Raw genomic sequence first — 24,100 nt, forward strand, 5'->3', positions numbered from 1 at the left:
CACGAGAGGTAGCAGTTGGGTCAGCAGGGCTATTCCGGTGTTCCCGGCTGGGTGCGCGCACTGGCGGTTGTTGCCGCCGTCGTGGTGGTGCTCCCGTTGCTTGCCATGGTGCTGCGGGTGGACTGGGCGCAGTTCATTCCCCTCGTGACCTCGGAGTCGTCGCTGACGGCGCTGGGGCTGAGCCTGCGGACCTCCGCGGCGAGCACCGTGCTGTGCATAGTGCTGGGGGTCCCCTTGGCGCTGGTCCTCGCCCGGGATAGGTTTCGGCTGCAGGGGCTGCTGCGTTCGCTGGTGCTCCTGCCGCTTGTTCTTCCCCCCGTGGTGGGCGGCATCGCCCTTCTCTACACCTTCGGCCGCCAGGGCCTGCTGGGGCAGACCCTCGATTTGCTTGGCCTGCAGATTGCCTTCTCCACCACTGCGGTGGTCCTGGCGCAGACGTTCGTGGCGCTGCCCTTCCTGGTGGTCAGCCTGGAAGGTGCCCTGCGCACCTCGGGCTCCCGCTACGAGGCCGTGGCCGCAACCCTGGGCGCACGCCCGGGCACCGTCTTCCGGCGGGTCACGCTCCCGCTGGTCCTGCCCGGACTGGCGTCCGGTGCCGTTCTGTCCTTCGCCCGCAGCCTGGGCGAGTTCGGCGCCACGCTGACGTTCGCGGGCAGCCTGCAGGGGGTCACCCGGACCTTGCCGCTGGAAATCTACCTGCAGCGGGAAACCGATCCGGACGCCGCCGTCGCCCTGTCGCTGGTGCTGGTGGCCGTCGCCGTAGCGGTGGTGGCGCTCGCCTACAGCCGGCCGGCGGCTGTCAGCGGAACAGGAAAACGGACGACGGCGGCGGCACCGGCAGGAGGGAACAGCAAGTGACGTTGTCCTTCCAGGCAGCCGTGGCCGGGCGGGGATTCGACGTGTCTCTCACAGTGGGGCCCGGCGAAACCGTAGCCGTGATGGGCCCCAACGGCGCCGGGAAGTCTACCCTGCTGTCCAGCATCGCGGGATTGTTGCGGCCGGACACCGGCGTGGCAAAACTCGACGGAAAGACCCTGTTCGACCTCGACAGCGGCAACCGCACCTGGGTGCCGCCGCACCAGCGAGGGACCGCGTTCCTTGCCCAGGAGCCCCTGCTCTTTCCGCACCTGAGCGCGGTGGACAATGTCTCCTTCGGGCCCCGCAGCGCCGGCGTCCCCAAGCGGGACGCCAAGCAGCAGGCCCTGCGCTGGCTGGCTGACGTCGAAGCGGAAGGCCTGGCCGGGCGCCGTCCCGCCGAACTCTCCGGCGGCCAGGCCCAGCGGGTTGCCGTGGCACGTGCACTCGCCGCGGACCCCGCGCTGCTCCTGCTTGACGAGCCCCTGGCCGCCCTCGACATCCACTCCGCCCCGCTGCTGCGCCGCCTGTTCAAGCGCGTCCTCGCGGGTCGGCAGGCCATCATCGTCACCCACGATGTCCTTGACGCGCTGATCCTCGCGGACAGGGTGGTCATCCTGGAGAACGGCAGGATTGCAGAGGAAGGCCCAACCCGGGAAGTGCTGGAACGTCCACGCAGTTCCTTTGCCGCCGGCCTGGCCGGGCTGAACTTCGTCCCCGGAACCCTGGACGGGGCGGCGGTGCGTACCCAAGATGGCCTGCGGATCGCCGGCCACGCCGACGAGCAAGTGCTTTCCGGGCAGCAGGCTCAATCCGGGCCCGGGGCAACTTCCGGGCCTGCGGCGATGCCCGGGCATCCGGGCGGGTCCGGCGGAGCCGCACCGGTGCCCGGGCCAGGAAGTCCCGGGGTGGCCGTGTTCCCGCCGTCGGCCGTTTCCGTGTTTCTCACCGACGCGCACGGCAGCCCGCGCAATTCGTTCCCGGTAACCATCACGGACCTCGAGCCGCACGGCGACCAGATCCGTGTCCGGGCCGGCCGCCTGGCTGCCGACATCACGCCGGCGGCATCGGCGGACCTCGGCCTGGTGCCGGGGATGACCGTTCATTTCGTGGTCAAAGCGGCCGCCGTTTCCGTGTACGGGACCTAGGAGGACCTCCGGCTCTGGACAGCGGTTTCGCCGTGGGCAAACATGGCTAGTGAACCTCGTCCTGCAAAGTTGAGCGTAGTACACTCAACTTAGTTATCAAGCCCCCGAAAGGAGCCCTCTTTGGACGTCAAATTCACCACCAAGAGCCAGGAGGCTCTTTCCGCTGCGGCAATGAATGCCTCAACCGCCGGCAACCCGCAGGTTGAACCGGCCCACCTCCTCAAGGCGCTGATGGACCAGCGGGAGGGCGTGGCCGTCGCGCTGCTCCGCGCCACCGGTGCCGACCCCGACGCCGTCAGCGTCCAGGCCAGCAGCGCCATCAAGGCCTTGCCCGCCACGTCGGGCGGATCCAGCCAGCAGGCCCAGCTCAGCCGCCCCGCCCTGCAGGCCATCCAGAATGCCAAGGACGAAGCGGAGCGGCTGGGTGATACGTTCGTGTCCACCGAAGTCCTCCTGCTGGGCCTCTCCTCCGCCAGCGATGCCACCGGACGGTTGCTGCGCGACGCCGGGGCCTCCCATGAGGCGCTGCTCGCCGCCTTGCCGGGGGTCCGCGGCGACCGGAAAGTCACCAGCCCTGACCCGGAAAACACCTTCCAGTCGCTCGAAAAATTCGGCACTGACCTCACTGCCATGGCCCGCGCCGGCAAACTGGACCCCGTTATTGGCCGCGATACCGAAATCCGCCGCATCGTCCAGGTCCTGAGCCGCCGCACCAAGAACAACCCCGTGATCATCGGCGAGCCCGGCGTCGGCAAGACGGCCGTCGTCGAAGGGCTGGCCCAGCGCATCGTGGCCGGAGACGTGCCGGAAAGCCTTCGTGGCAAGACCCTGATCGCCCTGGACCTCGCATCCATGGTGGCCGGAGCCAAGTACCGCGGCGAGTTCGAGGAGCGGCTCAAGGCTGTCCTGGAGGAGATCAAGAACTCCGAGGGCCAGATCGTTACCTTCATCGACGAGATCCACACTGTGGTGGGTGCCGGCGCTACCGGTGATTCCTCCATGGACGCCGGCAACATGCTCAAGCCCATGCTGGCCCGCGGCGAACTGCGCCTGATCGGTGCCACCACGCTGGACGAATACAGGGAAAACATCGAAAAGGATCCGGCGCTGGAGCGCCGCTTCCAGCAGGTCTATGTGGGTGAGCCCAGCGTTGAGGACACCATCGGGATCCTCCGCGGCCTGAAGGAGCGTTACGAGGCGCACCACAAGGTGGCCATCGCAGACTCCGCGCTGGTAGCTGCCGCCACGCTGTCCAACCGCTACATCTCGGGGCGCCAGCTGCCGGACAAAGCCATCGACCTGGTGGATGAGGCCGCGTCACGGCTGCGCATGGAGATCGACTCCGCGCCTGAGGAAATTGACCAGCTCCAGCGGCTGGTGGACCGGCTCACCATGGAAGAACTGGCGCTGCAGGACGAAAAGGACGCCGCCTCCATGGAGCGCCTGGACGCACTCCGGGCCGACAAAGCCGACAAAAAAGAGGAACTCAACGGCCTCAAGGCGCGCTGGGAGGCCGAGAAGGCCGGGCTCAACCGGGTGGGCGACCTCAAGGCAAAGCTGGACGAACTCCGCAGCGCCTACGAGAAGGCGGCCCGCGAAGGCGACCTGGAAACGGCGTCGCGCGTGTTGTACGGCGAGATTCCGGCACTCGAACGCGAACTGAACGCCGCTGCCGAGGCTGAAGCCGCCGTCACGGACAAGTCCGCGCAGATGGTGGCCGAGCAGGTGACCGCAGACGACATCGCCGAGGTCATCTCCGCGTGGACCGGAATTCCGGCCGGCCGCATGCTGCAGGGCGAGAGCCAGAAGCTGCTGCACATGGAGGAGGAACTGGGCAGGCGGCTCATTGGCCAGTCCAAGGCCGTCACCGCGGTGTCCGACGCCGTCCGCCGCGCCCGTGCCGGGATCAGCGACCCCAACCGCCCCACCGGTTCCTTCCTGTTCCTTGGCCCGACGGGGGTGGGCAAGACCGAGCTTGCCAAGGCCCTGGCGGATTTCCTGTTCGACGACGAACGCGCCATGGTGCGCATCGACATGTCCGAGTACGGCGAGAAGCACTCCGTGGCCCGGCTGGTCGGGGCCCCTCCCGGATACGTCGGCTACGAGGAAGGCGGCCAGCTGACCGAGGCCGTCCGCCGCCGCCCCTACTCTGTGGTGCTGCTGGACGAGGTGGAGAAGGCGCACCCCGAAGTCTTCGACATTCTCCTCCAGGTGCTCGACGACGGCCGGCTCACCGACGGCCAGGGCCGGACCGTGGACTTCCGCAACGTCATCCTGGTGCTGACATCCAACCTCGGCAGCCAGTTCCTGGTGGACCAGACCCTGGATGCCGCCGCCAAGCGCAACGCCGTCATGGCCACCGTCAACGCGTCCTTCAAGCCCGAGTTCCTCAACCGGCTCGATGAAGTGGTCCTGTTCGATGCCCTGACGGTGGAGGAGCTGGCGCACATCGTGGAGCTGCATGTGGCGGAGTTGGGCCGCCGGCTCCACGAGCGCCGGCTCACCCTTGAGGTCACCGACGGCGCGAAAGCTTGGCTGGCCTTGTCCGGTTACGATCCTGCGTACGGTGCCCGTCCGCTGCGCCGCCTGGTGCAGCGTGAGATCGGCGACCGGCTGGCCAAGGCCATCCTGGCCGGGGACATCAGTGACGGTGACACGGTCCTGGTTGATACAGCGGCGGATCCCGGCGAACTCACCGACGGCAACGTGGACACGCTGACGGGCGCTCCCAGTTCGGGCTTGTCCGTTCGGCGGAAAGACTAGCCGGCAGGCTCATGCACCGGCGTGCTGCCCGGGCGGATCACCCGTCAGGGCAGCACGCTGGCGGTAATTACATTGCCGGTATCGGCTGTGACGTAGCAATCCACCCGGCGGTCGCCCGAGTCCCAGCTGGTACTGCTGGGGAAGCTGCGCTGGTAGTTGAGGTGGAACTGGTTGGCCGCCGGGCCGAGCGTGGCCGCCTGGCATGCCTCCAGCGCCTTGGCTTTCAACGGGTCAGCCCCCGGGTAGGCGGCTGCGGCAGGGTAGCGGTACGTTGCCACCAGTTGCGCCGAATGCCCGGTATCGCAGGACACCACCGTGGACGCCAGGGCTTCCGGATCGAAGTCCTTGAAGCAGTCGCCCACCGCGTAGGCGGCAGGTGCCACCCCGTCGCGTGGAAGTGGCTGGGGAGTGGCCGGGGCAGTGGCGGTGGTCTGCAGCACACCCGGCGCGTCGGCCGCGGACTTGTCGGCACCGGAGGATGAGTTCAACCACACGGCAAGCCACACGAGCGAGCCGGCAACGGCCACGATCACGACGACGAGGAACACCTTCCAGAAGGTCACCCTGTTGGGTGCGCGGCGGGTTGGGGGTTCCGGGACGGGCTGGGACCACGTGACAGATTCCGGGGCGGGCGCTGAACCGTTGCCCCCGCTTGGGACCCTTGGCAGGCTGCCGGTGTGCGGCGGCGAGGCAGGCTTCGGCGGGATGTCCTGGTGGTTCACGGGTGCGCATCCTCCTGGGTTTTGTTCCGCGGCTCGCCAACGGCCGGCCAAAATCGGCAGTTCTTAAGTGACTCTACCGAAGAAAAATGCCGTGATCCTGCGGGTCGAAGTGAGTCATGGTACCCCACGCCCCGGCTCGGGGCCGTTAGCGGCAAGCAGGGGCAGCCGAAAGCATGTAATCTAGGTGTACGACAAATTGACCAAACATTCCGGGGCCTCACCGATCGCCAAGGTGACCACCTCCGGTCCAAGTACAAAAGGGGGTCACGCCATGGGGCGCGGCCGTCAAAAGGCAAAAGCTACCAAGCAGGCTCGGGACATCAAGTACTACTCCCCGAACACTGACTACTCGGCACTTCAGCGTGAGCTGACGGGCCCAGGCAGTCGTTCAACGAGCCATTACTCGAATGAACCGGTCGAGCCGGACTATTCGGCCTATGTGGATAAGTACGCGGATGATTTGGATGACGATGACGACGAGGTTGACAACCGTCGCATCGGCTAGCTGTCGTAAGGCCGCCGTGGCCCCGGGCTTTCCCGTTCGCGGCGCAGCTAAGCGCTAACAGACTCCGCAGGTGCTGTCCCCGCAGCTTAGGGATGGCACAGGACCTCCTTTCCAGTACCCGCTTTCGGGTGACTGCTGACATGAGGAAGCCCGCTGCCTTCCCGGACATCCGGTGGCAGCGGGCTTTCCGGCGTTGGTAACCTGACCGGATGACTGTTCGGACCAACTACGCCAATGGTGAGCCCTGCTGGGCGGATCTGCAGACCCCCGATGTCGCCGCCGCCAAAGACTTTTACGCCAGTGTTTTCGGCTGGACCTACCAGGACTTTCCCACCCCGGACGGCCGCAGCTACGCACAGGCCTTCATGAACGGCCAGCTGGTTGCCACCATTGCGCCGCAGGGCCCTTTGCAGCCGCCGGGCACCCCGGCGCAATGGAATATCTACTTCGCGGCCGCAGACGCCGCAGCGCTGCTTGACGATGCCACCCATGCGGGCGGCAACGTCCAGTTCGGGCCTGAAGAGGTAGGCGGCACCGGCGTCTTGGCCTTCCTCGCCCCGCCTGGTGGCGGGACCGCGGGCATCTGGCAGGCCGGTACTCACTTCGGCAGCCACCTCTTCAACGAGCCAGGTGCGCTGGTCTGGGCGGAACTGTCCACGCCCGAGCCGCAGGCCGCCGTCGGCTTCTTCCAGCACCTGTTCGGGCACGAGGTCACCGAATATCCGCAGGACGACGGCGGCAGTTACAGTACGCTGCTCATCGACGGTGGCGAGGTGGCCGGCGTCGTTCCTGCCGAAGAAGGCGAGGAAGCGTCCTGGCAGGTCTACTTTGGCGCGGCTGGTATTCGGAACGCAGCGGAGGTTGCGGTGCAGGCCCGGGGAGAGGTCATCGTGGAGCCGGACGAGCATCCTGCTGACGGTTCACTGATCACCATCAAGGACCCGCAGGGCGGCATCCTCAGCCTGATCCAGGTCAATTAACAACATTGGGGTCCCCCACCGTGCGGTGCGGGACCCCAAATGTTTTGCGGCTTTACGCGTAGGCGTTGACCATGCGGACTGCGCCGCCGTCCACGCCCTTGGCGCCCTGGACGTAGTCGGGGCCGGATTTGGAAATGGAATCCGAATTCTCCGTGACCGTGCCCATGACCCAGGACGGCAGGCCGCGGTCGTTCAGGCGCGCGACCGCGGCGTCGGCGGCGTCGGGGGACACGATGGCCACCATGCCAACGCCGAGGTTGAGGGTGCGTTCGAGGTCGGGCAGCGGGACGTTGCCAAGTTCGGACACCAGCTTGAAGATCGCGGGCAGTTCCCAGGTGGCGCGGTCCACCGTGGCTACCAGCCCCTGCGGGAGGACCCGGGCCAGGTTGGCGGCCAGGCCGCCGCCGGTGACGTGGCTGAAGCCGTGGACGGCGGCACCGGCGCTGACCGGGAAGGTGCGGGCCAGGTCCAGGCAATCGGCTGCGTAGACGCGGGTGGGTTCCAGGAGTTCCTCGCCCAGCGTGCGTCCCAGTTCGGATACCTGGCGGTCCAGTGCCCAGCCGGCGTGGTTGATGACGCGGCGGACAAGCGAGTAGCCGTTGGAGTGCAGGCCGGAGGAGGCCATGCCGATCACCACATCGCCGGCGCGGACGCGGTCCGGGCCGAGCAGGGAGTCGGCTTCCACAACGCCGGTGGCTGCGCCGGCGACGTCGTATTCGTGCTCGCCCAGCAGGCCCGGGTGCTCTGCGGTCTCGCCGCCCACCAGGGCGGTGCCGGCCACGGAGCAGGCTGCGGCGATGCCGCGGACGATGTCCGCGATGCGCTCGGGGACCACTTTGCCGCAGGCGATGTAGTCGGTCATGTACAGCGGCTCGGCACCTACCACCACGATGTCGTCCACCACCATGCCCACCAGGTCGAACCCGATCGTGTCGTGGATGTCCATGGCCTGGGCGATGGCGACCTTGGTGCCCACGCCGTCCGTGGAGGTGGCCAGCAGCGGCTTCTTGTACGTCAGGAGCCTGGAAACGTCGTAGAGGCCGGCGAAGCCGCCCACCCCGCCGATCACCGAGGAGTTGTGGGTCGCCTTGACGGCGTCCTTCATGAGCTCGACGGCGCGGTCCCCGGCTTCAACGTCCACGCCCGCGGAGGCGTAGGTGATGCCGGAGTTCTCTGCGGCGGTGTTGGCGGAAGTCATACGGAGTCCTTCTTGTCGGCGCTGGTGGCGGCGTGTACGTCGGGCACGAGGTCGGCTTCGGTCAGCAGGTTTTCGAATTCGGAGTCCGGCCCGGGATCGCAACCGGTGGCGCCGGCTTTCTCCGCCGGGTCCTCCGTGGCGTCAACGGCCAGGGCGGCCGTTTCACCGGGAAGCGCGGACGGGGACGGCTTGATGCCGCCTAGGTCGGTGCGCTCAAGCAGGTTCTTGCCCAGCTTGTCGGCGTCCGGGAGCTTGATGGGGTACTTGCCGGTGAAGCAGGCGGTGCAGAGCCGTTCACGCGGCTGCCGCGTGGCCCCGATCATGCCGTCCTCGGAGATGTAGGCCAGCGAGTCCGCGCCGATTGCCTGGGAGATCTCCTCGATGGTGGCGCCGTTGGCGATGAGTTCCGCGCGGGAGGCGAAGTCGATGCCGTAGAAGCAGGGCCACTGCACCGGCGGGGAGGAAATCTTCACGTGGACGGCTGCGGCGCCGGCTTCCCGGAGCATCCGCACAATGGCGCGCTGGGTGTTGCCGCGGACGATCGAATCATCCACCACCACAACACGCTTGCCGCGGATCACGGATTCAAGGGCGTTGAGCTTGAGCCGGATGCCCAGCTGGCGCAGAGTCTGCGAGGGCTGGATGAATGTGCGGCCCACGTAGGAGTTCTTGACGAACCCGTGGGCAAAGGGGATACCGGACTCTTCGGCGTAGCCGACGGCGGCGGGGGTGCCGGATTCCGGGACAGGGATGACGATGTCTGCCGCCTGCGTGTTTTCGCGGGCCAGCTGGCGGCCCATCTCCACGCGGGACTCGTAGACGGAGCGGCCGGCTATGGCAGCGTCCGGGCGGGCGAGGTAGACGTATTCGAAGACGCAACCGGCCGGCGTCGGCTCCGCGAACCGCTTGGACCGTACGCCGTCCTCGTCGATGGCGATGAACTCGCCAGGCTCGATTTCGCGGATGAAGCTGGCACCCACGGTGGCCAGCGCGGACTGCTCGGAGGCCACCACCCAGCCGCGTTCCAGCCGGCCGAGCACCAGCGGGCGGATGCCAAAGGTGTCGCGTGCGGCGTACAGGGTGCCTTCATCCATGAAGACGAAGCAGAAGCCGCCCTTGATCTTGGGCAGGAGTTCGGTAGCCGTTTCCTCGAGGGTCTTGCCCGGCTCGCCTTCAAGCAGTGCGGTGACCAGGGCGGTGTCGGAGGTGTTGCCCTGCTTCATTTCGCCGGTGAGCTGCCCGCCGTTGCGCTCGTTGATCATGGCGTTGAGCTCGGCGGTGTTGGTCAGGTTGCCGTTGTGCGCCAGGGCAACCGTGCCCGTGGAGGTGGCGCCGAGGGTGGGCTGGGCGTTGGCCCAGTGGCTGGCGCCGGTGGTGGAGTAGCGGCAGTGGCCCACGGCCAGGTGCCCGGTCAGGGTGTTCAGGGTGGTCTCGTCGAAGACCTGGGAGACGAGTCCCATGTCCTTGTAGACGTTGATTCGCTTGCCGTCGCTGGTGGCTATGCCAGCCGACTCCTGACCACGGTGCTGCAGTGCATACAGCCCGTAATAGGTAAGTTTTGCTACCTCTTCGCCTGGTGCCCAGACTCCGAAGACGCCGCAAGCGTCCTGCGGGCCTTTTTCGCCGGGAAGTAGATCATGGGAAAGTTTTCCATCGCCGCGTGCCACTGATCGATTATCGCACGATATGGGGTATGACTTTTCCGGCTGCCCGTTTGTGACCTGCTAGGCCTGGGGGTCAGTGTCAGGTTCAGAATCCGGGACGGCTTCCACTACTGCCCGCTGTTGGCGCTTTACGCTGCGGCGGTCCAGCAACAGTGCCAGTCCGGCGCCCAGGATGGCGCCTGCGGCGGCGAACATCACCAGGAAGAAGCCGAACACGGCCCCGGGGTCGAAGGTGGTGTCGCCCGGCACCCCATATGCCACCACTGCGGCTGCGACAACACCCAGCAGCGCTCCGACCACCAGGAAGGGAACGTATTTGGGTGCCCGGCGGACCGTAACTTCGCGGCGCTCGGCAGGGGTTTCTTCAAAAGACATGCCATCCAGCCTAATGCCCACTGTTTGGGTCCACGTAACGGCGTGGTGGCGGCTCCAGATGTTCCCGATGCCGGCGAAACATGGAGGGACGCACTGGCAGCCGACTAGGCGAAGGCTGATATATCTATTGACATCAAGTGTGGGCGCTGTCATATTTTGCTATGAGCGTCATGTGCACCCTGTTGTTTATTACGCAACTCAGCGCACTTCACGAAACGAGTCGGTGTGGTCCCCGGGCATGGCATGTCAGCTAGATTGGCACTTGGTGCCGACTCACGGATCCGGCTGGATCCAGGAAAGGAACACAAGAACCATGGTCCACAAAGTACAAGCAGTCGTTGTCCGGGAGAAGAACGCTCCTGTCTCCTTGGAGACCATCCTGGTCCCGGATCCGGGACCGGGGGAGGCCTTGGTGGACATCCTGACCTGCGGTGTTTGCCACACCGATCTGCATTACAAGCAGGGTGGCATTGGTGATGAGTTCCCGTACCTGCTGGGCCACGAGGCCACTGGTGTGGTCAGCGCCGTTGGCCCTGATGTGACCCAGGTGGCGCCGGGTGACCGGGTGATCCTGAACTGGCGGGCTGTATGCGGGGAGTGCCGGGCGTGCGCCAAGGGCCAGCCGCAGTACTGCTTCAACACCCACAACGCCACGCAGAAGATGACCCTCGAGGACGGGACCGAGCTTTCGCCTGCCCTGGGAATCGGCGCGTTCGCGGAAAAGACCCTGGTGGCTGCGGGGCAGTGCACCAAGGTGGACCCGGAGGTTGACGCTGCAGCGGTTGGCCTGCTGGGCTGCGGCGTGATGGCAGGCATCGGGGCCGCCATCAACACCGGTGAGGTCAAGCGGGGCGAGTCCGTGGCCGTGATCGGTTGCGGCGGCGTGGGTATTGCCGCGATCGCCGGTGCCAGGCTCGCGGGGGCGACCACGATCATCGCCGTGGACATCGACGACAACAAGATCGGAATGGCCAAGTCCCTCGGCGCCACCCATGGGGTGAACTCCAAGCAGGAGGACGCCGTGGAAGCCATCCGTGCCCTCACCGGAGGCAACGGAGCGGATGTGGTGATTGACGCCGTCGGCCGCCCTGAAACGTACAAGCAGGCCTTCTATGCCCGCGACCTTGCCGGCCGTGTGGTGCTGGTGGGCGTCCCGACGCCGGAGATGACCCTTGAACTGCCGCTGCTGGATGTCTTTGGCCGCGGCGGTTCGCTGAAGTCCTCCTGGTACGGCGACTGCCTCCCATCCCGCGACTTCCCCATGCTTGTCTCGCATTACAAGCAGGGCAGCCTGGACCTGGACGCGTTCGTGTCCGAACGGATTTCGATCGACCAGGTGGAGGAGGCCTTCGAACGGATGCACGAGGGCAAGGTCCTGCGCTCCGTCGTCGAAGTCCAGCCGGCTGGACCGTCCGCATGAGCGTCACCATCGAGAACCTGGTCACCTCGGGCACATTTTCGCTCGACGGCGGCACCTGGGACGTGGACAACAACGTCTGGATCGTGGGCAATGACGAGGAATGCATCATCATCGACGCGCCCCACGATGCCGCAGCGATCATCAACCAGGTCCGCAGCCGGAAGGTGAAGGCCATCCTGCTCACGCACGCACACAACGACCACATTGGCGCCGCACGCGAAGTGGCGGATGCCCTGGGTGCGCCGATCTACCTGAACCAGGAGGACCTGGTGTTGTGGGAGCAGGTCTACCCCGACGCCAAGCCGGACCGCCACCACGCTGACGGTGACGTGTTTGAGGTGGGTGGTGCAGCGCTGAAGGCGATCCACACGCCCGGCCACTCGCCAGGGTCCACCTGCTTCTACCTGGAGAGCGAGGGGACCGTGTTCACCGGGGACACCCTGTTCAACGGCGGCCCGGGTGCCACCGGCCGGTCCTACAGCGACTACCCCACCATCCTGGCGTCCATCCGAGAACGGCTGCTGACGCTGCCGCCTGACACGGTGGTCCGCACCGGCCACGGCGATAACACCACCATCGCGGCGGAACAGGAAACGCTGGCGAAGGTTCCGCAGTAGCCAGCGGACGTCCACGAAATATGCCCGCGAAGGGCGCGCCCGGAGAGCCTGGCGCGCCCTTGCCGGCGCTCGAACAGCACAAGCCGGTAAGGAAGTTGGAACGATGAAGTTCGGTAAGCAGCCCGCGCCCGTTGCGGACATCAATGAGGATGATCTTTCTGTCCATAAGCCCAAAACGGAGGCGGCCGGGGTCAAGGCCGTTATGGTTGCGCTGGAGCGTGCGGTGGCGCAGGCGGGTGTGGCCCGGACGGCGCAGTCGTTGCTGCGGTTGAACCAGCGGGGTGGGTTCGATTGCCCCGGCTGCGCGTGGCCGGAGTCGGACAAGAAGCGCAAGGCTGCTGAGTTCTGTGAGAACGGCGCCAAGGCGGTGGCGGAGGAGAACACCTTGCGCACCGTTGGCGCGGAGTTCTGGGCGAAGCATTCCATCAAGGAGCTGTCGGAGAAGACCGAGTACTGGCTGGGCAACCAGGGCCGGCTGTCCGAGCCGGTGGTGATCCGCGAAGGCGAAACACACTATTCGCCGATCTCCTGGGCGGACGCGTTCGAACTCATTGGCGAGCATGTCCGGGCCAGCACCCCGGACCGGTGCGTTTTCTACACCTCCGGCCGCACCGCCAACGAGACGGCGTTCCTGTATCAGTTGTTTGCCCGGGCCCTGGGCACCAACAACCTGCCCGACTGCTCCAACATGTGCCACGAGTCCTCCGGCTCGGCGCTGAACCCGACCATCGGCATCGGCAAGGGCACGGTTTCCCTGGATGACATCCACGACGCCGAACTGATCTTCGTCGTCGGCCAGAACCCAGGCACCAACCACCCGCGGATGTTGTCGGCGTTGAAGGAATGCAAGGACAAGGGCGGCAAGGTGGTGGCAGTGAACCCGCTGCCCGAGGCCGGGCTGTTCAACTTCAAGGACCCGCAGACCGTTTCCGGCGTCGTCGGGGGCGGTACGCCCTTGGCCGACGAGTACCTGCAGATCAAGGTGGGCGGTGACCTGGCATTGTTCCAGGCGCTGGGCCACCTGCTCCTGGAGGCCGAGGAGAAAAACCCGGGGACCGTCGTCGACCATTCCTTCATTGCCGCCCAGACGGACGGGTTCGACGCCTACCGCGACGCCCGCGCCACGCTGGACTGGGATGAAACCGGGAAGGCCACCGGCCTGGCCCGCGCGCAGATCGAGACCGTGGCCGGGATGCTCATCAAATCCAAGGCTTCGATTTTCTGTTGGGCGCTGGGCGTGACGCAGCAGCCGCACTCGGTGGACACCATCAAGGAGATGGTGAACGTGCTGCTGCTGCAGGGCAACTTCGGCAAGCCCGGCGCCGGGGCCTGCCCCGTGCGCGGGCACTCCAACGTCCAGGGCGACCGGACCATGGGTATCTGGGAAAAACCCAAGGAATGGCTCCTCGCAGCGCTGGATACGGAGTTCGGGATCACGTCCCCGCGGCACCACGGCTACGACGCCGTGGAGTCCATGGAGGCGTTCGAACGCGACGACGTGGACGTGTTCGTGTCCATGGGCGGGAACTTCTCGCTGGCCTGCTCCGACACCGAAGCCCTGGAAGCCGGGATGCAGCGGATCGGGCTGACCGTGCACATCTCCACCAAACCCAACCGCTCGCACATCGTGCACGGCCGCACCTCGCTGATCCTGCCCGCCCTGGGCCGGACCGACAAGGACGACAAGCACCCCAAGGGCGCCCAGTTCCTCTCAGTGGAAGACTCCATGTCCGTGGTCCACTCCACCCAGGGGCGTCTCACGCCAGTTTCGGAGCACCTGCTGGCCGAGCCCGTCATCGTGGCCCGGATGGCGGAGGCCACCTTCGGACCGGACCACCCCGTGGACTGGAGGGGCATGGCCGAGGACTACGACGTGATCCGCGACCACATCGCCCGCGTCCTGCCCGGATTCGAGGACTTCAATGCCAGGGTCCGGACCAAAAACGGATTCGTGCTGCCCAACCCGCCACGGGACACCCGGTCCTTCGCCACAGACATCGGCCGCGGCCGGTTCACCGTCAGCCCCCTGGAATACCTCACCCCGCCGCCCGGGCACCTGGTCCTGCAGACCATCCGCAGCCACGACCAGTACAACACCACGTTCTACGGCCTGGATGACCGCTACCGCGGCATCTCCGGTGGCCGCCGCGTGATCCTGATCCACCCCGAGGACCTCGCCGAATCCGGCTTCAAAGACCGCGAACTGGTGGACGTGGTGAGTACCTTCCAGGGCGTGGACCGCAGGGCAGACAAGTTCCGCCTGGTGGCCTACCCCACCGCCAAGGGCTGCGCCGCCGCCTACTTCCCCGAAGCCAACGCCCTGGTCCACAAAGAAAACGTCGCCCGGGAATCCAACACCCCCGGCTTCAAAGCCATGTTCGTCCGCTTCACGCCACACGCCGCGGAAAGCGCCGCTGAGGTAGCTGCCGGAGAGCTGGAACCGGCCGGGGAGTTGGAAGGCGTCAACGCCTAGGAGACCCCTAAACAAAGTGGTAGGCGGCGGGCGGAACGCCATCAGCGGCTGTTGAGCGGCGTGTATTGGTCAGCACCCTGACGCGGTGACAATGGCGTCGTTTCTTCCCGCCTTGGTCCAACGTGCCGCTGTCGTGGGGCGTGAGCCCGGTGGCGGGAATCGGGTGCAGAGGCATTCCGGGTAAGTCCGTGCGGACAGACCGCCGTGCCGGTGGCCTCATCAACGGTGAAATCATCACGGGTGAACCCGCCGTCAACCGCGCGGCACAGTCATACCGTTCGCAGATGTTGCGGCCCCTGTAACCCACCTTGAAGAAGGCTGGAGGCTGGCCGTTGCTGGACGGGCTCTCCCTGCCGCTAGTCCGGCGGAAGATGCGGAACAAATCCCGGTGAGTCCCGAAGCGGGGGAAGCGGTTTGTTTCGACGCTGGGGCGGACGCGACAGGGCCTGGGGACGCAACTCACCGGACGGCATACCTCGTGCTTTTTCGTCATATCCGAAATTGATTGACAGTCGGCGTGGCTGGAGTCACACTGTTGCATATGGTGATCGGTGTTGCGTTAGGTGCTTCCAGCTTTATTCCGGAGTCATCACTTCTGTTGCTGATGGACCTCCCCACATTCATGAACAGAACGTCTTGGACATCCTCTGTTGCCCCACCTGCTCCTTAATCACCGCAAATCGCTTACTACCCAGCCCTATCGGGAGGAAACACATGACTACCTCAGTGAACGCGCCCCTCAGCGCACGCGGAAAGCTCGCCTCAGCATTGCCTGCCGAGCAGCTGGCTGAAATTACCGAGTTGTTCGCTTTGCGGCGCACCGGCTACTCCCTCGATGCCCCGTTCTACACGGACCCGACAATCTTCAAGCTCGACATGGAGGCCATCTTCGGCCAGCACTGGATCTTTGCCGGCAGCGTTGCCGAGCTGCCGGAGCCGGGCGACTACATCACGGTCGACTACGGACCCTACTCCCTGATCGTGCTCCGCACCGACGAGGGCGACGTCAATGTCCTGCACAACGTCTGCCGCCACCGCGGTGCACGCGTTCTGACCGAAGCTGCCGGTTCCACCGGAAACCTGGTCTGCGGTTACCACTCCTGGACTTACTCCCCTGAGGGCAACCTGATCCACGCATCCGCCCCCGGCGAAGCCAAGTTCGACAAGAACTGCTTTGCCCTCAAGCGCGCCCACAGCCGCGAGGTTGCCGGGCTCATCTTCGTCTGCATCGCAGACGTTCCGCCCGCTGACTTCGACGAGACCGCCAAGATTTTCGAGCCCTACCTCGCACCCCACGACCTGTCCAAGACGAAGATTGCCTACCAGCAGAACATCATCGAAGAGGGCAACTGGAAGCTCGTCATGGAGAACAACCGTGAGTGCTACCACTGCGACGGACACCCGGAACTCGCCTGCTCACTCTTCCCCACGTGGGGCCTGACCGAGGGACTGGTCCCGGCCCACCTTGAAGAGGTCTGGGACCGCAACAAGGAAGCCCAGTCCTCCCTCGAGGAGCGGTGCCGCCGCTATGGACTGCCCTATGAGGTGGTTGAGGAACTCGATACCCGCATTGCCGGTATCCGCATCTCGCGCGAATCCCTGGACGGCGAAGGCGAATCGTTCTCCGCCGACGGTCGCAGGCTCTCCAAGAAGCTGCTCGGCGACCTTCGGGACTTCCGCCTGGGCCGCTGCTCGATGCACTTGCAGCCCAACAGCTGGTTCCACTTCCTGGGTGACCACGTCATCACGTTCGGAGTCTTCCCCATCAACGAGCACCAGTCCCTGGTGCGCACCACCTGGCTGGTGGCTGACGACGCCGAGGAAGGCGTTGACTATGACCTCGAAAAGCTCACCTACACCTGGAAGCAGACCAACCTGCAGGACAAGGCGTTCGTTGAACTGTGCCAGCAGGGTGCTGCCAGCCCGGCGTACGAGCCCGGCCCGTACATGAAGAGCGAATACCAGGTGGAGGCCTTCATCAACTGGTACGTCAAGCGGGTGCAGGAGCATTTGGCATGATTGACGTCCTCACTGAGACGCCGGTCCAGGAACCACAGCGCATCCGCGGCCTTGAAATGCCGTGGAACCGGGTAATGGGCAGCATCGAAGGACCGGCCAGCGCAGCCAAGGCTCTTGGCCCGTGGCATCCGCAGGAGTTCATGGCCGAATGCGTCGAAACCATTCCCGAAGCGGGCGGCATGATGACCTTCGTCTTCCGCCGCTGCGACGGCGCGCCCCTGGCGTTCCGCGCGGGCCAGTACGTGAACATCGCCTTCCCCGTGAACGGCGAGGACTTGGAACCGGTGGACCGCAGCTACTCGCTGTCCAGCTCGCCCACGGAACCGTGGACCTTCAGCGTCACCGTCAAGCGCGACCCGGGCGGACTCGTTTCCCCTTGGGTGCATGAGAACGTCAGGCCCGGCACCGTCCTGGACATGCTGGGACCTGTTGGGGCATTCCACCTGCCTGACGCCGACCGGCGCGCCCGGTACCTCTTCCTGGCTGCCGGCGCAGGCATCACTCCCATCATGTCGATGCTGCGGACCATCCACTCCCTGCCCGGAACCGCCGACGTCGTGGTGCTCTACCACGGCGCTGAAGCCGGCGGCTTCGCGTTCCACCGGGAGCTGGCCTACATCGCTTCGGTGGACTCGCGCATCAAGGTCTTCTACGCCCTTGGTGACCGCGGCAGGCCCGAGGACTGGGAAGGCTTCACCGGAAGGCTGACGGCGGCCATGATTGACGAGGTGGCGCCCGACGCCAACGGCCGGCAGGTCTACAGCTGCGGACCCGAGGGGTACCTGAACACCGCCACTGAGCTGCTCAAGAACGTGGGCGTCGACGACACCTCCATCTACATGGAGTTCTTCTCCGGCGACCGGCAGACCCTCCTCGAATACCAGGCCGAGCTCGCCCTGGCAGCGGACATCGCCGAGGAAATCGCCGATGAGATCGCCGAGTCCGCCGAGGACTACTTCGAGAGCCAGCCGGCAGCGTTCGGGATCTATGAGCCCGGCTACGACGAGGACGGAACCCTGCAGGCCACGGGGCTGCCGCTGGAAGCTGTCGCCCCGGCCTCGGCGGAAGCCGCCGGATCCGCGACGGAAGCCGCAACCCCGGATGCTTCCAGCTTCGACACCGTGGGAACTGGAAGCCTCACCCTGTCCTTTATGCGCACCGGAATCAATGTGCGGATCGACCCGGAGGAACACATCCTTGAGGTGGCACAGCGTGCTGGTGTCAGGATCGGCGCCAACTGCAAGGAGGGCATGTGCGGCTCCTGCAAGGTGGTCAAGCTGTCCGGGGAGATCGATATGAACCACCAGGGCGGAATCCGCAAACGGGAAATCGATGCGGGCAAGTTCCTTCCCTGCTGCTCCACCGCGCGCACCGACATGGTGATCGACGCCTAGCCGCTCCCCGGAGCCGTGGGCGCCGCGCCCTGTCCCAAGATTCACCGCAAGTTAGAACCACACGGAAGGGTCTGATGCAGCCAGCGTCAGGCCTTCCGTGGCAATTGAACGCCAACCAAAGGAGCCATGCCCATGTCAGGTAACAAAGCCGTTGCGTACAAGGAGCCCGGGGTCGTCGAGGTCATCGACACCCCGTATCCCTCGTTTGAACTGAAAGCCGGCCCCGGCGTCAATCCCGCTAATGTTGGCCGGAAGGTCCCGCATGGGGTCATCGTGCGCACCGTGAGCACCAACATCTGCGGGTCCGACCAGCACATGGTCCGCGGCCGGACCACGGCCCCGGCCGGCCTGGTCCTGGGCCACGAGATCACCGGGGAAGTCATTGAGACCGGACCCGACGTCGAATTCATCAAGGTCGGGGACATCGTCTCCGTCCCGTTCAACATCTCCTGCGGACGCTGCCGGAACTGCAAGGAGCGCAAGACCGGCATCTGCCTGAACGTCAACCCGGATCGCCCCGGATCCGCCTACGGCTATGTGGACATGGGCGGCTGGGTAGGCGGCCAGGCCGAGTACGTGCTGGTCCCCTACGCGGACTGGAACTTGCTGCGGTTCCCCGACCGGGACCAGGCCCTGGAGAAGATCATGGACCTGACGATGCTCTCCGACATCCTCCCCACCGGCTTCCACGGCGCAGTCACGGCAGGCGTCGGCGTGGGGTCCACCGTCTACGTTGCCGGGGCCGGCCCTGTCGGGCTTGCCGCGGCCGCCAGCGCCCAACTGCTGGGTGCCGCGGTGGTCATCGTGGGCGACCTTAACGAAGACCGCCTGGCCCAGGCCCGGTCCTTTGGCTGCGAAACCGTCAATGTGGCCAACGGCGACCCCGCAGACCAGATCGAGCAGATCCTCGGCGTCCGGGAGGTCGACTCCGGCATCGACGCCGTCGGCTTTGAGGCCCGCGGACACGGCCACGGCGCCCAGGAGGCACCGGCCACCGTGCTGAACTCACTGATGGACCTCACCACCGCGGGCGGCTCCGTGGGTATTCCCGGCCTCTACGTCACGGGGGACCCGGGAGCCGCGGACGAGGCCGCACGAAAGGGCAGCCTGTCCCTGTCCCTGGGCACCGGTTGGGCGAAGTCCCTCTCCTTCACCACGGGCCAGTGCCCGGTCATGAAGTACAACCGCCAGCTGATGATGGCCATCCTCCATGACAGGATCCAGATCGCCAAGGCGGTCAACGCCAAGGCCATTTCGCTGGAGGATGCGCCTCGGGGGTACGCCGAATTCGATGTCGGCGCGGCAACAAAGTACGTCCTGGACCCGAACGGCTACCTCAACAACTGATGCCTGGTTCCCGTTCGTAAAGAGCGGTAAGGTCAAGCGGCGGCACCCTGCTCAGGCAGGGTGCCGCCGTTGTCATGCCGGGGTGAAAACGGTGCCGCGGTCCGCGGCAACAAAAAGGTGGTTGGGCCTGCCGGTCTCAAGCAGGCCCAACCACCTGGTGTGATTGGGGCAGATCAGCCGCGGAGGCGCTCCATGCCCGGGTCAAAGAGCGGCTCGGCGCTGACGGTGGCGGCTACGCGCCGGCCGAAGTACTCGATCGCCACGGCGTCCCCTTCGGACACCGACGAGGGCAGCCAGGCGTAGGCGATGGGCTTGCCGATGGTGAAGCCGTACGCCGCGCTCGTGACGTAACCAGCGGCTTCCCCGCCCACGTACACCGGTTCCTTGCCCAGCACCACGGACGTGCCGTCGTCCACCGTCAGGCAGCGCAGGATCTTCGCCGCCGCCGGCTGCTCGCGGAGCGACGCCAGCGCCTCGGCACCCACGAATCCAGTCTTGTCCTTGGCCACGGAGAAGCCCAGCCCGGCCTGGTAGGGGTGGTGCTCCGACGTCATGTCCGTGCCCCACAGCCGGTAGCCCTTCTCAAGGCGCATGCTGTTGAAGGCGCCGCGACCGGCCGCAATGATGCCGTGCTCCTGGCCGGCCTCGAACAGCAGGTCCCACAGCTTCAGCCCGTACTCGGCGGTGGTGTAGAGCTCCCAGCCGAGTTCGCCCACGTAGGAGAGGCGCATGGCCGTCACCGGGATGCCGCCTACGGAGATTTCCTTGGTGCGGAAGTACTTCAGGCCGTCGTTGGTGAGGTCGTCGGAGCTCACCTTGCCGATGACCTCACGGGCCAGCGGACCCCACAGGCCGATGCAGCAAGTGCTGCCGGTGATGTCCGAAACATGCACCCACTGGGAGGGATCGGCGGCGGACTGCTTCCGCGCCTCCACCCGCAGGTAATCGAAGTCCACGTTGCTGTTGACGCCCAGCTGGAAGTCTTCCTCCGCCAGCCGTGCGACGGTCACGTCACTGCGGATGCCGCCGTCGTGCTCCAGCAGCAGGCAGTAGGTCACCGCGCCCGGCTTTTTGGCGATGTTGCCGGTGCTGAGCCGGTGCAGCAGTGCCTGGGCGCCGGGGCCCGCGACGGAGAGGCGCTTCAGCGGCGTCATATCGAAAAGTCCGACGGCGGTGCGCGTCTTCCACGCTTCGGCGGCGGAAATGGGGGAGTGGAACATGGCAGACCAGTCGTCGCGTTCCGGGGTCCGCCATTCGGCGGGAAGTTCCTCGAGAAGCCCGCGGTTGGCTTCGAACCAGTGCGGGCGTTCCCAAGCGGCGGACTCAAGGAAGAAGGCACCGAGTTCCTTCTGGCGGACGTTGAATGGGCTGACGCGCAGGTCCCGCGGGGATTCACGCGGCTGCAGCGGGTGCATGACATCGTAGATCTCCACGAAGTTCTGCTGGGAGGTTTCGCTGACGTAGGCGTCGGAGGTCTGCACCTTCTCGAAACGGGTCAGCTCGCAGCCGTGCAGGTCGGTCTCCGGCTGGCCATCGATGATCAGCTCTGCCATGGCCTTGGCAACGCCGGCCGAGTGCGTGACCCAAACGGCTTCGGCCACGAAGAAGCCCTCGAGGTCAGGCGCCTCGCCCATCAGCGGGCCGCCGTCGGGGGTGAAGGAGAAAATGCCGTTGAAGCCATCCTGGATTCCGGTGCTGCGCAGTGCCGGCAGCAGGTCCTGGCTGTCCTCCCACGCGGGTACGAAGTCTTCAAGGGTGAAGTCCAGGCGGGAGGGCATGCGGTGGTCGGACATCTCCCCGGCCGGGACCTTCGGCAGTGCAGACATGTCCACGGGCATCGGTCGGTGCGCGTAGCTGCCGATGCCGATGCGGTCGCCCCACTCGCGGTAGTACAGGTCCTTGTCCTGGTAGCGCAGGATGGGCTTGCTGGCACCCTTCGGCAGCTCGTTAACGCCCTCTAGTTCGGCAAGGGGCGTGGTGACCACATATTGGTGGGCAAGCGGCAGCAGGGGCACCTCCAGGCCCACCATCCTGCCGAGCTCACGGCCCCAGAAGCCTGCACAGGAGATCACGATGTCTGCCGGGATCAAACCCTCGGACGTTTCCACGCCCGTCACTTTGCCGCCCTCCTGGGCGATGCCGGTGACGGTGGTGTTGCCCTGGTACGTCACGCCGGCTTCGCTGGAGCGCTCGATCAGCAGCTGCACCGCACGGGCGGCCAGGGCCAGGCCGTCGGTGGGGATGAGCAAGCCGCCCAGGACCTCGCGGCCGCCGGAAAGCTTGCCCGTGTTCAGCAGGGGGTAGATCTTTTCGCATTCGTCGGCGTCCACGATCCGGCTGTCGACACCCCAGGAGGTCATTACGCCCATCTTGCGCTTGAGGTCGGCCAGGCGCTCCGGAGTGGTTGCCAGTTCCAGGCCGCCCACTTGGTTGAAGCAGGACTGGCCGTCCTTGCTCAGGGCGAGCAGCTTGTTGACGGTGTACGTTGCGAATTCCGTCATGGTCCTGGACGGGTTGTTCTGGAACACGAGGCCCGGAGCATGCGAGGTGGAGCCGCCTGCCAGCTCCAGCGGGCCCTGCTCGACGACGGTGATGTCGTTCCAGCCGCGGCTTGCCAGCTCGTCGGCGAGGTTGGTGCCGACGATGCCGGCTCCGATGATGACGACGCGGGGTGATGCGCTCATAATTTCGTGGTTCTCCTGGTTGGTGCTGGAATCCGCCTGACCGGGTGATGGAATTTGCTTCGCTATGAGCAACGCGCATCACTATATGCAACACGGTGGCGCAGCTCACATGGATTGTCAAGGGTTTCCTGCATTGTTGCGCCAGACGCCGTTACTGTTTCAGCACGTTCGGGCTGGATTCGGCGCGCGCGTGCTGGAGGCGGAAAAGAGGCCTCCGCCGCTGTTGCGGCGAAGGCCTCTTTATGTTGGGCCCGATTACCGGTTGCCCGGCGGCGTGGTGTCAGTGGGAGAAATTTGCCGAGATCTCGGCGAGGGTGCGCCCCTTCGTTTCAGGCGCGAGCCACTGCGAGAGGACTGCGCCGAGTAATGCGACGGCGGCGGCTATGACCATGGTTGCACCCATGCCGATGTTGGCGATCGCCCATGGCAGGGCGAAGGTGCCGAGTGCGGCTCCGATGCGGCTGAAGGCCGCGGCGAAGCCCATGCCGACGCCGCGCAGGTTGCCGGGGAATACCTCGGCCGGGTAGACCTGGGTCATCGTGGTGTAGCCGGCATTGAAGTAGGAGAAGGCGAGAAACAGGACGAGCACGAGGATCGCTGGTGCGCTCCCCCAGACTCCGATGACCAGCAGGATACCCGCGCAGAGCCACTGCCCGGGCACGGTGAGGATTCGCCGGCCGAGCTTGTCAATCAGAAGTACGCTGGTGACAACACCCGCGACCGCAAGTGCGGACAGGCCGACTCCACCGGCCCAGCCGCCGCCGAAGCCGAATTGGGTGAGCACCTCGTCGGCGAAGGTCGCGATCGCGAAGTACGGAGTGACCGCGCAGAACCAAAAACCTGCAGTGAAGAGGGTGGTGCGCCAATACTGCCTTGAGAACAGCAATCCGAAGGAGGCGTTCTTGATTTTGGTCCCACTCTTGGCGGCTTGGGCCTCCTGGATCATCCTCAGATCGATCTCTCCGGTGATGCTTTCGTGCATCTGGGGCGATTCGACATATCGGTGTGCGATCGCGAGTGCTTCCTCACGCCGGCCCTTCGTAATGAGCCAGCTCGGCGATTCGGGGAGGCCCAGGCGGGCGAGGAACAGGACGAGTGCGAGTATCGCGCAGGTGCCGAGTACGAGGCGCCATGGGGCGCCGGCGTCGTGCAGGAGCGTGCCGACGATGAATGCCGCCATGAAACCGACGTACCAGGCGATCAGAGTCAGCCCGAGCAATCGCCCGCGGAGCTTTGGAGGGGAGAACTCTGAGAGCAATGGCCCACCGATGGAGTACTCGCCGCCGATCGCGACGCCCATGAGGAACCGGATGGCGGCCAGCTGGATCACGGCCCCCTCTCCGGAGGTTATGAAGAACTGGGCCGTTGAGGCGACCAGGAACAGGCCCATGTCCACGAGGAACATGGGTTTGCGTCCGAACTTGTCAGTAGCCCAGCCGGCCAGGGGGGAGCCGACGAAGATACCAACGAGCGGGCCTGCAGCGATCATGCCCAGAGACAGCGCGTCGAGCTGGAGATCTGACCGCATGGATCCGGCGACGGGGCCGATGATTCCGAGGATGTAACCGTCGAGGAACATGCCGCCGATGAAGACGGCGACAAGCCGCACCATGAAGCGGCGTTTGAACTTGGAGCTGGTCTCTTTTGATAGGGGGGTGTCGACGGAGGCCGTCGTGCTGGTCGGATTGATCATTGAGATTTGTTCCCTTCTGGCTTCAGCGCAAACCGCTGACGGCACCAGAGCGCCGTTTCCTGGATGCACGGACAGCCGCAGCCCTCAGCGACCGGTGGACGAGGCCGACTGGTTCGATGCCGGCCGACATGGCCGCGCAGGACTCGCGGGATGACTTCGGCGTCGTCCCCAGGTTCCGGCGCTCTACACTGCTTTGATCGATGGTGCTGCCACCTTTGATAGTCATAAACAGTTTCCTTTGGT

Annotated in this window: 18 protein-coding genes; 11 read left to right on the plus strand and 7 right to left on the minus strand. The window is 65.7% G+C overall.

Annotated features, from left to right (window positions below):
• Positions 1–15: 15 nt before the first annotated feature.
• The 3 genes from AB4Y79_RS13105 (at position 16) to clpB (ending at position 4,766) form a co-directional block, all read left to right on the plus strand.
• The gene (locus tag AB4Y79_RS13105; RefSeq protein WP_441862431.1) at positions 16–858 is read left to right on the plus strand and encodes an ABC transporter permease; all 843 of its coding nucleotides are present in this window, start codon (positions 16–18) and stop codon (positions 856–858) included.
• Positions 855–2,003, plus strand: a complete 1,149-nt coding sequence (locus AB4Y79_RS13110; protein WP_441862434.1) for a sulfate/molybdate ABC transporter ATP-binding protein — start codon at positions 855–857, stop codon at positions 2,001–2,003. Before AB4Y79_RS13105 ends, AB4Y79_RS13110 begins: the two co-directional genes overlap by 4 nt.
• Positions 2,004–2,123: 120 nt before the next feature.
• Positions 2,124–4,766, plus strand: coding sequence for an ATP-dependent chaperone ClpB (gene clpB / locus AB4Y79_RS13115; RefSeq protein WP_441862436.1), 2,643 nt, complete (start codon positions 2,124–2,126; stop codon positions 4,764–4,766).
• Positions 4,767–4,810: 44 nt separating this feature from the next.
• On the opposite strand, the gene AB4Y79_RS13120 is transcribed toward clpB, so the two are convergent.
• The gene (locus tag AB4Y79_RS13120) at positions 4,811–5,488 is read right to left on the minus strand and encodes a septum formation family protein (protein WP_441862439.1); all 678 of its coding nucleotides are present in this window, start codon (positions 5,486–5,488) and stop codon (positions 4,811–4,813) included.
• A gap of 271 nt (positions 5,489–5,759) precedes the next feature.
• On the opposite strand from AB4Y79_RS13120, the gene AB4Y79_RS13125 reads away from it, so the two are divergent.
• Both AB4Y79_RS13125 and AB4Y79_RS13130 read left to right on the plus strand, forming a co-directional pair.
• A complete protein-coding gene (locus AB4Y79_RS13125; RefSeq protein WP_018772127.1) occupies positions 5,760–5,993 on the plus strand; it encodes a DUF3073 domain-containing protein in 234 nt (77 codons plus the stop codon).
• Between the two features lie 209 nt (positions 5,994–6,202).
• The gene (locus tag AB4Y79_RS13130; RefSeq protein ID WP_441862441.1) at positions 6,203–6,973 is read left to right on the plus strand and encodes a VOC family protein; all 771 of its coding nucleotides are present in this window, start codon (positions 6,203–6,205) and stop codon (positions 6,971–6,973) included.
• A 52-nt stretch (positions 6,974–7,025) separates the two neighbouring features.
• Here AB4Y79_RS13130 and purM read toward each other — a convergent pair whose 3' ends face one another.
• The 3 genes from purM to AB4Y79_RS13145 are packed head-to-tail and all read right to left on the minus strand — an operon-like array spanning position 7,026 to position 10,210.
• Positions 7,026–8,171, minus strand: a complete 1,146-nt coding sequence (purM, locus tag AB4Y79_RS13135; protein WP_441862443.1) for a phosphoribosylformylglycinamidine cyclo-ligase — start codon at positions 8,169–8,171, stop codon at positions 7,026–7,028.
• Positions 8,168–9,838: an amidophosphoribosyltransferase gene (purF, locus tag AB4Y79_RS13140; RefSeq protein ID WP_441862445.1), complete on the minus strand. Its 1,671-nt coding sequence runs from the start codon at positions 9,836–9,838 to the stop codon at positions 8,168–8,170. The genes purM and purF overlap by 4 nt, the downstream gene beginning before the upstream one ends.
• Positions 9,839–9,895: 57 nt before the next feature.
• Entirely contained in the window at positions 9,896–10,210 is a 315-nt protein-coding gene (locus AB4Y79_RS13145) for a hypothetical protein (protein WP_441862447.1), read from the minus strand.
• Positions 10,211–10,523: 313 nt separating this feature from the next.
• Between AB4Y79_RS13145 and AB4Y79_RS13150 the strand changes: the two genes are divergently transcribed.
• The 6 genes from AB4Y79_RS13150 (at position 10,524) to fdhA (ending at position 19,480) form a co-directional block, all read left to right on the plus strand.
• On the plus strand, positions 10,524–11,630 hold the full coding sequence (locus AB4Y79_RS13150; protein WP_441862449.1) for an S-(hydroxymethyl)mycothiol dehydrogenase: 1,107 nt from the start codon (positions 10,524–10,526) through the stop codon (positions 11,628–11,630).
• Positions 11,627–12,247 carry an MBL fold metallo-hydrolase gene (locus AB4Y79_RS13155; protein WP_441862451.1) on the plus strand — a complete coding sequence of 207 codons (621 nt, stop codon included), beginning with the start codon at positions 11,627–11,629 and terminating at the stop codon, positions 12,245–12,247. The genes AB4Y79_RS13150 and AB4Y79_RS13155 overlap by 4 nt, the downstream gene beginning before the upstream one ends.
• Before the next feature lie 103 nt (positions 12,248–12,350).
• Entirely contained in the window at positions 12,351–14,720 is a 2,370-nt protein-coding gene (locus AB4Y79_RS13160) for an FdhF/YdeP family oxidoreductase (RefSeq protein WP_441862454.1), read from the plus strand.
• A 714-nt stretch (positions 14,721–15,434) separates the two neighbouring features.
• Positions 15,435–16,739, plus strand: coding sequence for an aromatic ring-hydroxylating oxygenase subunit alpha (locus AB4Y79_RS13165; protein WP_308929644.1), 1,305 nt, complete (start codon positions 15,435–15,437; stop codon positions 16,737–16,739).
• On the plus strand, positions 16,736–18,133 hold the full coding sequence (locus AB4Y79_RS13170; RefSeq protein WP_441862456.1) for a ferredoxin reductase: 1,398 nt from the start codon (positions 16,736–16,738) through the stop codon (positions 18,131–18,133). Before AB4Y79_RS13165 ends, AB4Y79_RS13170 begins: the two co-directional genes overlap by 4 nt.
• A 132-nt stretch (positions 18,134–18,265) precedes the next feature.
• Positions 18,266–19,480 (plus strand): formaldehyde dehydrogenase, glutathione-independent, encoded by a 1,215-nt coding sequence (gene fdhA, locus AB4Y79_RS13175; RefSeq protein WP_441862458.1) that lies wholly within the window; start codon positions 18,266–18,268, stop codon positions 19,478–19,480.
• 173 nt (positions 19,481–19,653) lie between these two features.
• On the opposite strand, the gene AB4Y79_RS13180 is transcribed toward fdhA, so the two are convergent.
• The 3 genes from AB4Y79_RS13180 to AB4Y79_RS13190 form a co-directional block, all read right to left on the minus strand.
• A complete protein-coding gene (locus tag AB4Y79_RS13180; protein ID WP_441862460.1) occupies positions 19,654–22,164 on the minus strand; it encodes a GcvT family protein in 2,511 nt (836 codons plus the stop codon).
• Positions 22,165–22,444: 280 nt separating this feature from the next.
• Positions 22,445–23,857: an MFS transporter gene (locus AB4Y79_RS13185; RefSeq protein WP_441862462.1), complete on the minus strand. Its 1,413-nt coding sequence runs from the start codon at positions 23,855–23,857 to the stop codon at positions 22,445–22,447.
• A 22-nt stretch (positions 23,858–23,879) separates the two neighbouring features.
• Positions 23,880–24,083: a hypothetical protein gene (locus AB4Y79_RS13190; RefSeq protein ID WP_441862464.1), complete on the minus strand. Its 204-nt coding sequence runs from the start codon at positions 24,081–24,083 to the stop codon at positions 23,880–23,882.
• Positions 24,084–24,100: the final 17 nt, after the last annotated feature.

Source organism: Pseudarthrobacter sp. YAF2, from assembly GCF_052113345.1.
Classification (GTDB): domain Bacteria; phylum Actinomycetota; class Actinomycetes; order Actinomycetales; family Micrococcaceae; genus Arthrobacter.

Bases quoted from the DNA above. Each gene is read 5' to 3' on its own strand.
- AB4Y79_RS13190 (WP_441862464.1), bottom strand. From the start codon at position 24,083: ATGACTATCAAAGGTGGCAGCACCATCGATCAAAGCAGTGTAGAGCGC.
- AB4Y79_RS13170 (WP_441862456.1), top strand. From the start codon at position 16,736: ATGATTGACGTCCTCACTGAGACGCCGGTCCAGGAACCACAGCGCATC.
- AB4Y79_RS13185 (WP_441862462.1), bottom strand. From the start codon at position 23,857: ATGATCAATCCGACCAGCACGACGGCCTCCGTCGACACCCCCCTATCA.
- AB4Y79_RS13160 (WP_441862454.1), top strand. From the start codon at position 12,351: ATGAAGTTCGGTAAGCAGCCCGCGCCCGTTGCGGACATCAATGAGGAT.
- AB4Y79_RS13150 (WP_441862449.1), top strand. From the start codon at position 10,524: ATGGTCCACAAAGTACAAGCAGTCGTTGTCCGGGAGAAGAACGCTCCT.
- AB4Y79_RS13165 (WP_308929644.1), top strand. From the start codon at position 15,435: ATGACTACCTCAGTGAACGCGCCCCTCAGCGCACGCGGAAAGCTCGCC.
- AB4Y79_RS13125 (WP_018772127.1), top strand. From the start codon at position 5,760: ATGGGGCGCGGCCGTCAAAAGGCAAAAGCTACCAAGCAGGCTCGGGAC.
- AB4Y79_RS13130 (WP_441862441.1), top strand. From the start codon at position 6,203: ATGACTGTTCGGACCAACTACGCCAATGGTGAGCCCTGCTGGGCGGAT.
- purM (WP_441862443.1), bottom strand. From the start codon at position 8,171: ATGACTTCCGCCAACACCGCCGCAGAGAACTCCGGCATCACCTACGCC.
- AB4Y79_RS13155 (WP_441862451.1), top strand. From the start codon at position 11,627: ATGAGCGTCACCATCGAGAACCTGGTCACCTCGGGCACATTTTCGCTC.
- fdhA (WP_441862458.1), top strand. From the start codon at position 18,266: ATGTCAGGTAACAAAGCCGTTGCGTACAAGGAGCCCGGGGTCGTCGAG.
- AB4Y79_RS13180 (WP_441862460.1), bottom strand. From the start codon at position 22,164: ATGAGCGCATCACCCCGCGTCGTCATCATCGGAGCCGGCATCGTCGGC.
- AB4Y79_RS13145 (WP_441862447.1), bottom strand. From the start codon at position 10,210: ATGTCTTTTGAAGAAACCCCTGCCGAGCGCCGCGAAGTTACGGTCCGC.